We start from the raw sequence: 14,888 nt of genomic DNA, 5'->3' as shown, positions 1-14,888 counted from the left end.
TCAGCCTCCCGTGCCGATGCTGACCCAGCCGAAATACTTCATGCAGCCGGCGACGAGAACCCATGCGATAGCAATGGGAATAAACACTTTCCAGCCCAGACGCATGATCTGGTCATAGCGATAGCGGGGAAAGCTGGCGCGGAACCACAAGAACAAGAAGGCGAACAGAAAGGCCTTGATGAACAACCAATAGAAGCCGCCCTGCCCGATCAAGCCCCAGCTCACCGGGAACGGCGAGAGCCAGCCGCCGCAAAACAAAATCGGCGCCAGAAAGCTTATCAAGATCATGTTGGCGTATTCGGCCAAGAAGAAGATCGCGAACGCCGAACCCGAATATTCCACATGGAAGCCGGCGACAATCTCCGACTCGCCTTCTGCCACGTCGAACGGTGCGCGGTTGGTTTCTGCCACGCCGGAGATGAAATAGATCACGAACACCGGCAACAACGGCCACCAGAACCAGTCGAAAATGCCTTTGCTACCCGTCTGCGCATGCACGATATCGGTGAGGTTCAAGGAACCCGCCAGCACCAGCACGCAAACCAGGCACAGGCCCATCGCCAGTTCATAGGAAATCACCTGCGCGGCCGAACGCATGGCGCCGAGCAGCGCGTAACGCGAGTTGGAAGCCCAGCCGGCCAGGATGATGCCGTACACGCCCAACGAGGTCATCGCCAGCAAGTACAACAAACCCGCGTTGACATTGGCCAGCACCATCTTTTCGCTGAACGGGATCACCGCCCATGCGGCAAGCGCGGGGATCAACGCCAGCAAGGGTGCCAGGTAATAAAGGAAACGGTTCGCCTTGGTCGGCAGAATCACTTCCTTGAACAACAACTTGAACACGTCGGCAAAGGCCTGCAGCAAGCCCAGTGGACCGATTTTGTTCGGCCCCATGCGCACGTGCATCCAACCGATGACCTTGCGCTCCCAGTACACAAACATCGCCACCGCGATAATCAGCGGCAGTGCGATGCACACGATGTAGAAGATCGGCACCAGCAACTGATTGAAGATCTGTTCGCCCATGTGCTTATGCCTTGCTCAGGGTGATGGCTGCGCCGTAAGGCGGCAGCGTGGCGGTCAAGTCATGCGCGGCTTCGATCCACACAGCGCCATCGGGTACCGATGCATCGATCACCACCGGCAGTACCGAGTCGGCGATGCGCGCCTGTGCAGCGCCGGTCAGCCCTTGGCGCTGAGCTTCGTCAGCGTTCAAGCGCACCGCTGCCGCGCGGTTAAGCGGGTGCTCGCCGAGTGCCTTGGCCCGACGCAGCACAGCATCGGTGCGATAGATCGGCCACGTCGCCAGGCGGCTCAAGCCGCTGCTCGCCGCACGTGTAGCCAGTGCTGCACGCGGTGCTGAAGCGCGTTCGACGATGCCAGCACGTAAACCGGCGAGATCGTCGAACTCAAAACCGGCCAACTTCAGCTCACCGCCCAATGCACGCAGCACTTTCCAGCCCGGCCGCGCTTCGCCCGGTGCGGATGCACCGGCGGCTACGTTTTGCAGCATGCCATCGACGTTCACCAGACTGGCGTCGTTTTCCGGCAACAGCGCGATCGGCAAAATCACCTCGGCGACTTCACGCAAGGCCGCGCTGGCATAGGCGCTGAACGCCACCACATGCTCGGCGGCGCGCAGTGCTTTCAGCGTAGCTGTGCCATCGGCGAAATCATGCGGCGGCTCAACACCAAACAACACATAGGCCTTACGCGGCTGCGCCAGCATCGCTTGTGCGTCCAGGCCAGCAGCGCCAGGAACGGCGCCGACACGGGCCAGACCCAGCGCATTCGCGCCAACGGGAAGTTCGTTATAGCCGGCACCCGTCGCCTCGGCGATAAAGCGAGCAATCGCACGCAACCAGGAAGCCTGCGGATGAGTGACGGCGGCTTCGCCGACAATCACCGCCGCGCGGCCCGACTTGAGAGCGCCGATCGCTGCACGCGCTTCGTCGGTAGCCTGCACGCTGGCCAACGAGTCGGCAAGAAGCACCGGCACAGCGGCGCCAGACTCGGCCGCGGCCTTGGCCAAGACCAGCATGGCATCGACCAGATACTGCGGCGCGACCACAGCTTCGTGCGCCAGGGGGTAGTTGAAATCGAATTCGGCGGGATTAACCGCAAAAACTTTGGCGCCCTTCTTCACCGCCTGATGCACACGGTGATTGAGCAGCGGCAGTTCATGACGCAAGTCGGAACCGACCAGCAACAGCGCATGCGCATGATCGAGCTCGGCCACCGGCAGCGCGAAAGCCTGCGCGGTCGCGTTGTCGGCGAAATCGAGCTGACGCAGACGATGGTCGATGTGCGCACTGCCGAGACCGCGCGCCAGACGCACCAGCAGATCACCCTCTTCGTTCGAGGTTGCCGGATGCAGCAGCAGGCCCAACTCGTCGCCGGATACTTTCTTCAGTGCTTCGGCAGCGACGTTCAGCGCGTCTTCCCAGGTCGTGGTCTGCCATTGGCCATTGCGCTTCACTTGCGGCGCGTTGATGCGATCGGCTGCATACAGACCTTGGTGGCTGTAGCGGTCACGGTCGGACAACCAACATTCGTTGACGGCCTCGTTGTCGCGCGGCACGGTGCGCAGCACTTCGCCGCGGCGGGAATGCAGCCACAGGTTGGAACCCAGCGCATCGTGGTAGCCGATCGACGGCTTGGCGATCAGCTCCCAGGCGCGCGCCTGGAACTGGAAGGGCTTATTGGTCAGCGCACCGACCGGGCAAACGTCGATGATATTGCCGGACAGCTCGGTCTCGATCGTTTTGCCGATGTAGGTACCGATCTGCAGATTGTCGCCACGGCTCATGCCACCCAATTCGTAGGTGCCGGCGATCTCGCTGGTAAAGCGCACACAACGGGTGCACTGAATGCAGCGGGTCATCTCGGTAGCTACCAGCGGCCCGATGTTTTCATCGGCGATGGTGCGCTTGCGCTCGGTGTAGCGCGACACGCTGCGGCCGTAGCCGAGCGCAACGTCTTGCAGCTCGCACTCGCCGCCCTGATCGCAGATCGGGCAGTCCAGCGGATGATTGATGAGCAAGAACTCCATCACGTCACGCTGATACTTCAGCGCGACACCGGAACGGGTCTGTACCCTCATGCCTTCAGCCACCGGCGTGGCGCAGGCCGGCTGCGGCTTGGGCATGGGCTTGCCGCCCATCTCCACCTCGACCAGGCACATACGGCAGTTCGCGGCGATCGGCAGTTTGCGGTGATAGCAGAAGCGCGGAATCGCCACACCGATGGCGTCCGCCGCCTCGATGATCATGGCGCCCTTGCGGATCTGGGTCGGCTTACCGTCGATCTCGATATTCAGCAGATCGGGGGCGGTCTGGTTGGCGGGCTGCGCACTCATGCGGCGGCTCCAAGCTTATCGTCGACAATCGAGCGACCGTTTTCGATGTAGTACTCGAATTCATGCCAGAACTGGCGCAGGAAGCCCTGCACCGGCCACGCGGCGGCTTCACCGAACGCACAAATGGTATGGCCTTCGATCTGGCCGGCAATCGCCTTGAGGCGGTGCAAGTCGTCCATCGTGCCCTTCCCTTCGACGATGCGATCCAGCACGCGGTGCATCCAGCCGGTACCTTCGCGGCACGGCGTGCACTGACCGCAGGATTCTTTATGGAAGAACTGCGAGATGCGGCGGGTGAAACGCACTGTGCACACGCTGTCGTCGAGCACCACGATCGCGCCCGAGCCGAGACCGGTCTTGAGATCGCGCAAGGTGTCGTAATCCATCGGCAGGCCTTTCAGTTGCTCGGCGGTCAGCACCGGCATCGAGACACCGCCGGGCACCGCGCCCTTCAGGGTACGGCCGGGACGCAGGCCACCGGCCATCTCCAGCAATTCGTCGAACGTGGTGCCGAGCGGCACTTCGAAGTTGCCGCCTTTCTGCACGCAACCGGACACCGAGAACACCTTCGGGCCACCGTTCTTGGTCTTGCTCTGAGCCAGGAACCAATCGGCGCCCTTACGCAAAATCGACGGCACCGAAGCATAGGTCTCGGTGTTGTTGATCGTGCTCGGCTTGCCGTACAGACCAAAGTTGGCCGGGAACGGCGGCTTGAAGCGCGGCTGGCCTTTCTTGCCTTCCAACGACTCCATCAAGGCGGTTTCTTCGCCGCAGATGTAAGCGCCGGCGCCGAGCGCACCGTAGATATCGATGTCGAGACCGGTGCCCTGGATGTTCTTGCCGAGCAAGCCTGCCGCGTAAGCCTCCTTCAGCGCCTCTTCGAAATGCTCGAAGGGCTCATGATGAAACTCACCGCGCAAATAGTTGTAAGCCACGCTGGAGCCGGTGCAATAGCACGCAATCGCCATGCCTTCGATCACCGCATGCGGGTTGTAGCGCAGAATGTCGCGGTCTTTGCAGGTACCCGGCTCGGACTCGTCCGAATTGCACAGGATGTACTTCTGCATAGTGCCCTTGGGCATGAAGGACCACTTCAAGCCGGTGGGAAAGCCAGCGCCGCCACGGCCGCGCAGATTGCTCTTCTTGATTTCATCGATCAACGTCGTCGGATCGGGCTTCTCGGCGAGAATTTTCTTCCACGCTTCATAGCCACCCACCTGGGTGTAGCTGTCCATCGCCCACGGCTTGTCGAAATGCAGCGTGGTGAAGACGACTTGATGTTCTTGGGGTGCGGGTCCGACTGCCATTGACCTAGCCTCGCCTTACTTCAAGCCATCGAGAATCTCGTCGATCTTTTCGACCGAGAGACGCTCGTGGTAATGCCCGTTGACAGTCATCGCCGGCGCGCAGGAGCAGGCGGCGATGCATTCTTCTTCGCGCTTGAGATAGACGCGGCCGTCCGGCGTACTTTCGCCGAGTTTCACGCCGAGTTTTTTCTCGCAATGCCGCACCAGATCCTCGGCGCCATTGAGCCAGCAGGAAATATTGGTGCAGATCGCCACGTTGTTACGACCGACCGGCTTGGTTTCCAGCATCGAATAGAAGCTGGCGACCTCGTAGGCCCACACCGCGGGCAGATCGAGATACTTGGCGACGGCGGTAATCAGCTCGTCGGTAAGAAACCCCTGGTTCTGCTCCTGAGCGGCAAACAGCGCCTGGATGACGGCCGAGCGCTTGCGATCGGGCGGAAACTTCGCCACCCACTCATCGATGTGATGGCGGGTGTGCTCGGTGAGTGCGGTGAGCGGGTCGACATGCTTGACCTGCTCGTATTGTCCGGTGGCTTTCATAAGTATTTTTCCTCCGGCTCAGCGATCGACTTCGCCGAACACGAGGTCATAGGTGCCGATCATCGCGACCACGTCGGCCAGCATGTGACCGCGCACGATGGGATCCATCGACGACAGATGGGCAAAACCCGGCGCGCGCAGATGCACGCGGAACGGCTTGTTGGCACCATCGGAAACCAAATAGCAACCGAACTCGCCCTTGGGCGCTTCGACGGCCGCATACGTTTCACCGGCCGGCACGCCGTAGCCTTCGGTGAACAACTTGAAGTGATGGATGAGGGCTTCCATGTCCTCCTTCATTTCCTCGCGGGACGGCGGCGAGACCTTGAAGTTTTTCAGCATCACCGGGCCGGAGTTGACGCGCAGCCAGTCAATGCACTGCTTGATGATGCGATTGGACTGGCGCATCTCTTCGACGCGCACCAGGTAACGGTCGTAGCAATCGCCGTTGACGCCTATCGGGATATCGAAATCCATCTCGGCGTACTTCGCGTAAGGCTGTTTTTTACGCAGATCCCAGGCGATGCCAGAGCCGCGCAGCATCGCGCCGGTCATGCCCCATTGCTGGGCCAGCTCCGGCGAAATCACGCCGATGCCGACAGTACGCTGCTTCCAGATGCGGTTATTAGTCAGCAGCTCTTCGTACTCGTCCACGCGCGCGGGGAAATCAGCGGTGAACGCGTCGAGGAAGTCGAGCATCGAACCTTCGCGCCAGCTATTCAGCCGCTTGAGATCCTTGCCCTTGTGCCACGGCGACTCGCGGTACTGCGACATCTGCGCGGGCAGATCGCGGTACACGCCGCCGGGGCGGTAGTACGTCGCATGCATGCGCGCGCCGGATACGGCCTCATAAACGTCCATCAACTCTTCGCGTTCGCGGAACGCGTAGAGGAAGACGGCCATGGCGCCTAGATCGAGCGCGTTCGAGCCAATCCACATCAGGTGATTCAGGATGCGGGTGATCTCGTCGAACATGGTGCGGATGTATTGCGCACGCTCCGGCGCCTCGATCCCCATCAGGTTCTCGATGGCCTTCACATAGGCATGCTCGTTGCACATCATCGACACGTAATCGAGGCGATCCATATAGCCGATCGACTGATTGAACGGCTTGGACTCAGCCAGCTTTTCAGTGCCGCGATGAAGCAGACCCACGTGCGGATCGGCGCGAACAATGGTCTCGCCGTCCATCTCCAGCACCAGGCGCAACACGCCATGGGCGGCCGGATGCTGCGGGCCGAAGTTCATCGTGTAATTGCGAATTTCCTGCATGCTCAATTCTCCCGCCAGTTGTCGGCGGCTTCGGCCTTGGCCTGCATCAGGTCGGCGTTGTCACGGATCACGCGCGGCACCAATACGCGGGGCTCGATCGACACGGGTTCGTACACCACGCGCTTCTGCTCGGGGTCGTAACGAACCTCGACATTGCCGATCAACGGGAAGTCTTTGCGGAACGGATGACCGACGAAACCGTAGTCGGTCAGGATGCGACGCAAATCGGGATGGCCTTCGAAAATGATGCCGTAGAGATCGAACGCCTCGCGCTCGAACCAGTTGGCGCCGGGCCATACCGTGGTCAGCGACGGCACCACCGGCAGCGAATCGTCTTCGCAGAAAACCCGCAAACGTATGCGCTGGTTGTGCTCGATCGACAGCAAATGGACGACGGCGGCGAAACGGCGTGGCTGGGTGACATCACGCGGGCGGTCGGCCCAGGTGAAACGACCCATGGCCTCGCCTTCCACACCACGTGAAAAACCGGTGCCGGAAACGGTCTCGGTATCCCACTCGGTCTGGCCATAGCCGAGGTAATCCACGCCGCAGAGGTCGATCATTTCGCTGAAACGGAATGGTGCCTCGTCGCGCAATGCGGTGGTCACCGCGATCAGATCCGCGGCGGACAGCTCGGCCGTGACCTCGTTGCGGGCAATGCTGATAGTCAAGGTGCCGCCGAATCGCGCGGATAAACGCTCGACCAGCGAGTTCGATGGGGTGTCGGTCATGGGCGGCGCCTCAGGAACGCGCGATGGTGCTGGTACGACGGATTTTCTTCTGTAGCTGCAGAATGCCGTGGATCAATGCTTCAGCCGTCGGCGGGCAGCCCGGCACATAAATGTCCACCGGCACAATGCGGTCGCAACCGCGCACCACAGAATAGGAATAGTGATAGTAACCGCCGCCATTGGCGCAGCTACCCATCGAGATCACCCACTTGGGATCGGGCATCTGGTCGTAGACCTTGCGCAGCGCCGGGGCCATTTTGTTGACCAGGGTGCCGGCCACGATCATCACATCGGACTGGCGCGGGCTGGGACGGAAGATCACGCCATAGCGATCCAGATCCAGTCGCGCGGCGCCGGCGTGCATCATCTCTACCGCGCAACAGGCCAGGCCAAAGGTCATCGGCCACATGGAACCGGTGCGCGCCCAATTCATCAGCACATCGACACTGGTGGTGGCGAAACCGCGCTGGATGATCGGGTTATCGCCCGCCGGCCGCAGAATGTCGTCGACCAGATTCAACGGCTGCGGGTTGTGCATCACCCGGTCGAGAGATGAGATCACTCCCATTCCAGTGCTCCCTTTTTCCACACGTAAGCGAAACCGATCACCAAGAGCAGCAGGAACAGCGCCATTTCGATCAGCGCGACGATGCCGATCTTGTTGAACACCACCGCCCACGGAAACAGGAAGGCGATTTCCAGATCGAAAATGATGAACAGGATGGCGAGCAGGTAGTAGCGCACGTCGAAGCGCATGCGCGCGTCTTCAAACGCTTCAAAGCCGCACTCGTAAGGCGAGAGCTTGTGCGCCTCGGGTCGACGCGGACCCGCCAACAAACCAATAGCCAGCAACGCCAGGCCCAGGCCAGTGGCGACGCCGATGAACAGCAGGATGGGCCAATATTCGGCAAGCACGGTGGAACGTACCTCCGCGCCAACAAGGCGCATCAGTGACCGTCGGGGAACGGTCCGGGCAACTTGAGTTCGGTAGGCCGGTTAAGGCCATGGGCTATCCAGCCACGATCGCCGCGTTCAGGCCGCGAGCGTCCGACTTTCCACGATCGAATTCGGGAATCGCGACATTGTATCAGCGCGCCTAACAACAACAAGCCTGTTGTGAGCCTTAGACTTGCTCTTAAGCCGCACAAGATGAGAGCGATTCGCAGATAGCTAGCGCGTTACATGGTGTGAGTGGGGCGCTCCAACTCGACCATGCCGGCCAACATGTTCTCGATTCGGATACGCGCCGCCTCGCCATCGGACGAATCACTGAACTGCACGCCGATACCGGCAGTGCGATTACCTTGGGCGCCAATCGGTGAAATCCACACTACTTTGCCGGCTACCGACAAGCGCTCACCCTCATCGGTGAAGTTGACCAGCAACACCACCTCGTCACCCAACTCATAGCGCTGAGCCGTAGGCGTAAACAGCCCGCCGGACTTGAGGAACGGCATATAGGCGTTATAAAGCGCCGCCTTATCCTTGATCTTCAGCGACAAAATGCCCTGACGGGCGTTGACCACAGGATTCATGCGTTGCCCCCAACAAGCATCGAAATATGACAGTCATCCTAGCGCAGGCGTCCACCTGGCGGTGGGATGAATTTCACGGGGAACGAAACGGGGAACGGGGAACGGGGAACGGGGAACGGGGAACGGGGAACGGGGAACGGGGAACGGGGAACGGGGAACGGGGAACGGGGAACGGGGAACGGGGAAAAGCCTAAAAAGCAGGAGCAAAAAAGCAAGAGAAAAAACAAAGAAAGGTCAAAAAAGAACGCGGCACCACAATCGCCACTCGAACTACATGTTCCCCGTTCCCCGTTCCCTTTCCCTCCCCCCCTCAAACCTCCCACCAGCCCCAACGATCGAAGATCCAGGGCGACGGCAGATCAAGGTGCAGCTTGATAAATAACGTGCCCTGCCCGTCCATCTCCGGCGGCAACTGCAAGGCGTGTCGGCCGGCGGCATCGCGAACCCGTGGCGCCTCATTCCAGCTCCAAACCCGTACCCCGGCGTGTCCAGCCAATGTCAGGCGCAACCAGGGCAGCCATAGTGGTGAGGGTTGCCATGGCAGCGAACACAGCAAGCCTTGCCGTTTTACCGGCTCGACTCGTTCATAGCGCTCCTGGCGACCAGCCAGTCGCAACATCCGGGCGGCACTCAGCGCCATCTGACTGTGATGCTCTGCCATGGCGGACAATTTCGTGGATTGTTGTACCGCCGTACTGTCGATAAGCATGCGCTCCGATGGCTGTTCAGCGGCATGGCCATGGACCAGATACGTCAGCAGGGTCGGCAACTCGGCCTGCCCGGTCAGCGCCAGACGCAACAACACATGTGCCGCACTGTGGTCGGGATGACGGTCGCCCAAGGCGGGCAGCGCAATCACATTCGGCCGGTATGCCTGCACCTGTTGTGTCATGGCGCTCAGCAGCGGCGCAAAGTCTTGCCGTAAAGATACGCTGATGCCCATATCCGGCCAGCCGAACGCATGCAGCGCCTGGGCCGGAACATCGAGCTTGCGCAAAGCCCGTTCGACCTCGCCCCGCCTGCGCCGTCCCCAACGTGCGCGCTCAGCCGCACCGATCCACAACCGCCGCTCCAGCCAACGCTGCGGCCAGGGGTTGTTATCACCGTCTGTCAGCAACAGGATCCGCACCTCACCACCGGCCGCGCGCACTTGTTGAATCAAGCCGCCGGTACCGATCGTTTCATCATCGGGATGCGGCGCGATCACCAGCAGACGGGTTTGCGGGTTCAAGCTCAATGGCATATCGGAGCCTCGACATGAACTTCTTCCCTGGCGAACGGGGGCTTGCATCGTGCTTGCTTGAATAATGCAGCACGCATCAACGCCAGCGCGCGAGCAGTTCCAATAACAACAGATCTGCACGCAAGGGGCCGCGCAAAGCATCGCGCGTGCGATTTGCCGCCATATACCAATCACCTAGCGCTTCGCTGGTCAATGCGCTGGTCAATGGCCCCGGCGAGGTCGCCGCTTGCGCCTTTGCCTCATCGGCCGCAGCCTGGGCGGCGAACCACAGGCGTTGCGCAGGCTCGTTGTCGAGCCAGCGCTTCACCACTTCCATGGCTTCGCCACGACCGGCAGCCAGTGCGGCCAGATCTTTGCGTACCTCTTGCCGACGCGCGAGCGCGCCCTGCTCGCCCCAGGCACGGGCCAGACCGGGGTTGCCGCCCGCTGCGTCAAGCGCCGCCGCGGCATCTTTCACGCCTTCGGCCTGCAACCACGCTAAAGCCTCGGCATGCGACGGCAGTTGAAACTCAATACGCTGGCAGCGGCTGCGGATAGTCTGCGGCAATCGCCACGGTGCATCGGCCACCAGCAATAGCAAGGTTTGCTGCGACGGTTCTTCGAGTGTTTTCAGCAAGGCATTCGCGGCAGCCGCATTCATGGCGTCGGCCGGATCGATCGACACCACCTGCCAGCCGCCGAATTGGCTGGACATGGACAGGCGAGCCGACAACTCGCGGATCTGGTCGACCACGATCTCGCTGCGCTGAACACCGTCCTTGCGCAGCCCGAAACTCAGCGAGACATAATCGGGATGCGTACCGGCGGCAAGCAGCAGGCAACTGCGGCACTGCCCGCAGGCTTCGCCGTCCTGCGGCTGCAAACACAGCAATCCATGGACGAAACGCTGCAAGAAATCACGCTTGCCCAGGCCGGCCGGCCCGACCAATAACAACGCATGCGGCATGGCATCGCGCTGGCGACGCGCCTGCAATCGCGCCCAATGCTCGGCATGCCAGGGCAAGGCGATCACAATGCATGCTCCGCGAGCAGCGGCGTGAGCGCGGCAATCGCCGATTGCAATACTGCGACTGCTGGCTGACTGGCATCGATCACGCGAAAGCGCGCCGGCTCGGCGGCCGCGCGGGTGCGATAAGCCGAACGCACGCGCTCGAAAAAGGCATCGGCCTCGACTTCGATCCGATCCGCCTCGCCACGCCCCGCAGCACGTGCGCGCCCGGTCGATACCGGAAGATCCAGTAATAGAGTCAGGTCAGGCTGCAACCCGTCAGCCGCCCAGCGCTCCAACTCAGCGATCCGCTCAAGTGGTTGACCGCGACCGCCGCCTTGATAGGCATAGCTGGCATCGGTAAAGCGATCGCACAATACCCATTGCCCCGCAGCCAGTGCCGGCTCGATCACTTCGCGCACGAGTTGAGCGCGCGAGGCGAACATCAACAGCAATTCGGCCTCAGCCACCATATCGCGTCGGGCGGGATCGAGTACGATCGCGCGCACGGCCTCGCCCAATGGTGTGCCGCCAGGCTCGCGGGTCTGCACTAAAGCCACATGCTGTGCCGTGATGTGCTCATGCAAACCCGCCAGCAAAGTACTCTTGCCAGCCCCTTCGCCGCCTTCCAACGAAATGAATTTTCCGCGTGCGGCACTCATGCGTAACGTACTCATTGGCAGCGCTTCAACTGGTAGCAGGCAACGTTGCGATTGTGCTCGTCCAAGCTGCGCGAGAATACATGCCCGCCATCGCCGCGGGCGACGAAATACAGCTCGTTGCCGGCGGCCGGATGCAGGGCCGCGACCAAGGCGGGCTTGCCGGGCAACGCGATCGGCGTCGGCGGCAGTCCGACACGGGTATAGGTGTTGAACGGCGTATCGGTGGTGAGATCAGATCGGTGGATATTGCCGGCGTAGCGCTCACCCATGCCATAGATCACGGTGGGGTCGGTCTGCAGCAGCATGCGCATATTCAAACGCCGCACAAAGACACCCGCGATGCGCGCGCGCTCGTCGGCGCGGCCGGTTTCCTTCTCAACGATCGAGGCGAGGATCAGTGCCTCATACGGTGTGGCTAACGGCAAATCTTTGTCGCGGTCCTGCCACAGGGTATCCAGTGTCTTACTCATGGCCACGTGCGCGCGCTTGAGAATATCCAGATCGCTATCGCCTTTTACATAGGCGTAGGTCTCAGGCAGAAACCGTCCTTCGGGCGCCTCGCCTGGCGCGCCGATTTTCTGCATCAAGGCTTCGTCGTCCAGCTCGGCAGCGTCTTGTCGTAGATGCTCGGCGTGGGTCAATGCCTGGCGCAGGTCACGCATATTCCAGCCATCGACGATGGTGAAATTACGCTGCATCACCTTGCCGGCCGCCATATTGGCGATCAGGTCGCGCGGCGTCATGCCTGCGCTGAGCGCGTACTCGCCAGCGTGCAGCTTGCCGCTGGCGTGCATCTGCTCGGTAAGCAGGCGCCAATACAGCGGCGAAGCGCTGCTCAAGCCCTGCTCACGCACGGTATTGACGATGTCTTTGAGGCTGCTGCCGCGAGCAATGTCGATACTTGTGGTCGTCGCCGTCACATTGAGCGGCGTACGGCTAAAGCGGGCGAAATCAAGCCAGCCATAAACCAGACCGCCGGCGATAGCCAACAGCGCCAACAACATCAATACGCGCCACAGCGCTCGCCCATAAATCTTGTTGCGGTTCATGCCAACTCCGTTGGAAACCCCAGTTCACACCAATGTTGCTGCAGCGCGCGAGTGACCGGACCGGGGACAAACACCTTATCGTCTACGCTCCGCACCGGAAGCATGCCGTGCACGCTGGAACTGAGAAACAGCTCACTAGCCTGCCACAGTTCGCCTAGCGACAGATCGCAAACCTGAACTTCACGCACCGCCTGCACCTCGGCACGGGCCACACCATTCACACCGCAGCGCTCCAACGACGGCGTTATCAGCACACCATCGATCACGGCGAATAGATTAGCCATGACCGCTGAAATAACGCGTCCGGCCTCATCGCACAGCAAACCTTCGGCTATTGCCGGGTCGTCCCATTCTGCGCGCGCCAGGACCTGTTCCAGCCGGTTCAGATGTTTGATACCGGCCAGGCGCGGCTGTATTGCCAGTCGGGTCTCGCAAAGTCGTACGCGCAAACCATGCCGATAGTCATCGACCGCTCGTATCGGCGCCGGGAATGCAGCAAGCACTCGGGTAGGCTGGGGTGCTGCCGGCAGCGCATAGCCGCGCTCACCCGCGCCGCGAGTCATGGTGATGCGCACGACGGCTTGCCCCAGACCTTGCGTGACAACCAGTGCCTCTTGCCACAATCGCTCAGGCTCGGGACAAGGGATGCGAAGTCGCGTGCAACTGTCTTGCAAGCGTTGCATATGACGCGACCACAGCGGCGACATCCGACCGACGAAGCGAATCGTTTCAAACACGCCGTCGCCATAGGCAAGGCCACGATCGAGCGGATCGATCATTCCATCCGGGCGACCATTGACCAGAATTCGATTCGGCGACGACATCAGGCGACCACACCCAGCGCATGCAGCAATCCACGTGCCTTGGCGCGAGTCTCGTCCAGCTCCTTCTCTGCCACCGAGTCGGCGACGATGCCGGCTCCCGCGCGAAGCGTGACTTCAGCACCGGCAGATTCGGCGCCAGCAAGCGTCAGCGTGCGGATCAAGATATTCAAATCGAGATCGCCGTTGCGGTCCAGGTAACCCATGGCACCGGTATAGGCGCCACGAGGCGCATCTTCCAATGCCCCGATAATTTCCATACAGCGCACCTTGGGGCAACCGGTAATGGTGCCACCCGGAAAAGTCGCCGCAATCACCTCGCCCGGCGTCACGCCGTCACGCAACTGGCCGCGCACATTGGAAACAATGTGATGAACATGCGTATAGCTTTCCACCACCATCAGCTCATCGACCACGATCGTGCCGGGTACACACACCCGCCCTAGATCGTTACGTTCCAGGTCGATCAGCATCACGTGTTCGGCGCGCTCTTTGGGATGCGTGCTCAATTCGCGAATGCGCGCCAGCTCGTCGTCACCGGGCACGCGCGGCCGGGTACCGGCGATCGGACGGGTCTGCGCCGTACCGCGCCGCACCTCGACCAAACGCTCCGGTGAAGAACTGGCCACCGACCATTCGGGCTGCTGCAGCAAACCGGCAAACGGTGCCGGGTTAGCCTGCCGAAGTGCGGCGTATAGCGATGCCGCCGAAGGTGGCTGTGCATAGTGCGCGCGCCAGGCGCGCGACAGATTCACTTGAAAGATGTCGCCCGCATGCAAATGCCGGTGAATACGCGCAACGCCATCGAGAAACAATGACGGTGTGTCTTCCTGCACCGCATCGGCCGCCGGCAGAGGCTCATTCGCCCATGCGGCGCTAAGGTCCGCCTCCAGCGTATCGAGCAGGGCTTCACTGCCAGCCTCAGCGATCAACACCGTCCGCTCACGTTGGTGATCGACGATCACTGCCGCCGGACAACGCAACGCCAGCGCCACGGGTAATGACTGCGGCTGACGCAAATGCAGACGCGGCTCGATCTCACCGGCCAATTCGTAGGCCAATAACAATACCCAGCCACCGTGAAAAGGCAGGCCATCGTCATCGGTGCCCTGTGGCAAGCGCTCGGCTTGCCAGGCCAGGTCAAGCGCGTCGAGAAAGCGCCCTTTTTGCGGAACGCCTTTCTCGTCAAGCAGGCGGCCATCCGCATGAAGCGTCAGGCTACCTTGCGGAAAGGCGAACAGAATGTCGAAACGCGCTTGCGGCGTACCGCGCACTACGCTTTCGAGCAGGCACGGGTAGCGCTCTGGATATACAGCGGCCGGCGCGAGTAAATCGCGCCGGCCGGGTAACGTACGAACCATGCAGGTCATGCGTCG

The 14,888-nt window shown here is 61.3% G+C and carries 15 protein-coding genes; all 15 read right to left on the bottom strand.

What is annotated here, in order from left to right:
- The 15 genes from nuoH to DVJ77_RS12575 all read right to left on the bottom strand — a co-directional run bounded on the left by nuoH (position 1) and on the right by DVJ77_RS12575 (position 14,882).
- Positions 1 to 1,029 (bottom strand): NADH-quinone oxidoreductase subunit NuoH, encoded by a 1,029-nt coding sequence (nuoH, locus tag DVJ77_RS12650; RefSeq protein WP_114845881.1) that lies wholly within the window; start codon positions 1,027 to 1,029, stop codon positions 1 to 3.
- Between the two features lie 4 nt (positions 1,030 to 1,033).
- Entirely contained in the window at positions 1,034 to 3,361 is a 2,328-nt protein-coding gene (gene nuoG, locus DVJ77_RS12645) for an NADH-quinone oxidoreductase subunit NuoG (RefSeq protein WP_114845880.1), read from the bottom strand.
- Positions 3,358 to 4,668, bottom strand: coding sequence for an NADH-quinone oxidoreductase subunit NuoF (gene nuoF, locus DVJ77_RS12640; RefSeq protein ID WP_114845879.1), 1,311 nt, complete (start codon positions 4,666 to 4,668; stop codon positions 3,358 to 3,360). Before nuoF ends, nuoG begins: the two co-directional genes overlap by 4 nt.
- A 15-nt stretch (positions 4,669 to 4,683) precedes the next feature.
- Entirely contained in the window at positions 4,684 to 5,211 is a 528-nt protein-coding gene (nuoE, locus tag DVJ77_RS12635; RefSeq protein ID WP_114845878.1) for an NADH-quinone oxidoreductase subunit NuoE, read from the bottom strand.
- 18 nt (positions 5,212 to 5,229) lie between these two features.
- The gene (locus DVJ77_RS12630) at positions 5,230 to 6,483 is read right to left on the bottom strand and encodes an NADH-quinone oxidoreductase subunit D (RefSeq protein WP_114845877.1); all 1,254 of its coding nucleotides are present in this window, start codon (positions 6,481 to 6,483) and stop codon (positions 5,230 to 5,232) included.
- A gap of 2 nt (positions 6,484 to 6,485) precedes the next feature.
- Positions 6,486 to 7,214: an NADH-quinone oxidoreductase subunit C gene (locus DVJ77_RS12625; protein ID WP_114845876.1), complete on the bottom strand. Its 729-nt coding sequence runs from the start codon at positions 7,212 to 7,214 to the stop codon at positions 6,486 to 6,488.
- Positions 7,215 to 7,224: 10 nt separating this feature from the next.
- Positions 7,225 to 7,782: a NuoB/complex I 20 kDa subunit family protein gene (locus tag DVJ77_RS12620; protein ID WP_114845875.1), complete on the bottom strand. Its 558-nt coding sequence runs from the start codon at positions 7,780 to 7,782 to the stop codon at positions 7,225 to 7,227.
- Positions 7,773 to 8,129, bottom strand: coding sequence for an NADH-quinone oxidoreductase subunit A (locus tag DVJ77_RS12615; RefSeq protein ID WP_114846099.1), 357 nt, complete (start codon positions 8,127 to 8,129; stop codon positions 7,773 to 7,775). Before DVJ77_RS12615 ends, DVJ77_RS12620 begins: the two co-directional genes overlap by 10 nt.
- Before the next feature lie 263 nt (positions 8,130 to 8,392).
- Positions 8,393 to 8,749, bottom strand: a complete 357-nt coding sequence (locus DVJ77_RS12610; protein ID WP_114845874.1) for a PilZ domain-containing protein — start codon at positions 8,747 to 8,749, stop codon at positions 8,393 to 8,395.
- 310 nt (positions 8,750 to 9,059) lie between these two features.
- A complete protein-coding gene (locus DVJ77_RS12600; RefSeq protein ID WP_225427978.1) occupies positions 9,060 to 9,992 on the bottom strand; it encodes a PIG-L deacetylase family protein in 933 nt (310 codons plus the stop codon).
- 76 nt (positions 9,993 to 10,068) lie between these two features.
- On the bottom strand, positions 10,069 to 11,004 hold the full coding sequence (gene holB, locus DVJ77_RS12595) for a DNA polymerase III subunit delta' (RefSeq protein WP_114845871.1): 936 nt from the start codon (positions 11,002 to 11,004) through the stop codon (positions 10,069 to 10,071).
- Positions 11,001 to 11,642, bottom strand: a complete 642-nt coding sequence (gene tmk, locus DVJ77_RS12590) for a dTMP kinase (protein ID WP_114845870.1) — start codon at positions 11,640 to 11,642, stop codon at positions 11,001 to 11,003. The genes holB and tmk overlap by 4 nt, the downstream gene beginning before the upstream one ends.
- An 11-nt stretch (positions 11,643 to 11,653) precedes the next feature.
- Complete coding sequence (gene mltG, locus DVJ77_RS12585) at positions 11,654 to 12,691, bottom strand: endolytic transglycosylase MltG (RefSeq protein WP_114845869.1); 1,038 nt, start codon at positions 12,689 to 12,691, stop codon at positions 11,654 to 11,656.
- Positions 12,688 to 13,515: an aminodeoxychorismate lyase gene (gene pabC / locus DVJ77_RS12580; RefSeq protein ID WP_114845868.1), complete on the bottom strand. Its 828-nt coding sequence runs from the start codon at positions 13,513 to 13,515 to the stop codon at positions 12,688 to 12,690. Before pabC ends, mltG begins: the two co-directional genes overlap by 4 nt.
- Positions 13,515 to 14,882 (bottom strand): aminodeoxychorismate synthase component I, encoded by a 1,368-nt coding sequence (locus tag DVJ77_RS12575; RefSeq protein ID WP_114845867.1) that lies wholly within the window; start codon positions 14,880 to 14,882, stop codon positions 13,515 to 13,517. Before DVJ77_RS12575 ends, pabC begins: the two co-directional genes overlap by 1 nt.
- Positions 14,883 to 14,888 lie beyond the last annotated feature (6 nt).

It is taken from the genome of Dyella tabacisoli (assembly GCF_003350925.1).
Lineage (GTDB): Bacteria > Pseudomonadota > Gammaproteobacteria > Xanthomonadales > Rhodanobacteraceae > Dyella_C > Dyella_C tabacisoli.
This window is presented reverse-complemented; position numbering and strand designations above follow the sequence as displayed.